Source organism: Priestia sp. SIMBA_032 (genome assembly GCF_046535215.1).
Taxonomy (GTDB): Bacteria; Bacillota; Bacilli; order Bacillales; family Bacillaceae_H; genus Priestia; species Priestia aryabhattai.
This window is the reverse complement of record NZ_JAWRXD010000814.1, coordinates 1-265: the sequence shown is the minus strand read 5'-3', so window position 1 is coordinate 265 and position 265 is coordinate 1. Positions and strand designations below refer to the sequence as shown.

The following is a 265-nucleotide window of genomic DNA, read 5'->3' as shown; positions in this document are numbered from 1 at the left end:
GACACCAGCGCTTCGTCAGGTGGATTCGACGTTTCGAGTTCGGCCGCCTGCTGTATCAGTTCGTCCACGTTCATGCGCAGCAACGCTTCGAACAAGGCTTCTCGTGTCGGGAAATGGCGAAATAGTGTCGCCAACCCGACGTCGGCCCGGCGGGCGATATCTCGCATGGACGCCTCGGCACCATGCTCGGTGACGACGTCACGCGCGACTGCAAGGAGATGGTCGTAATTCTTTCTGGCGTCAGCTCGCATAAATTGCCTTGACA

1 protein-coding gene is annotated in these 265 nt (G+C 58.5%); it reads right to left on the bottom strand.

From position 1 onward, the window contains the following. Positions 1 to 265, bottom strand: a 265-nt coding sequence (locus SB717_RS36590; RefSeq protein ID WP_410907956.1) for a TetR/AcrR family transcriptional regulator, incomplete at both ends; no start/stop codon positions are given.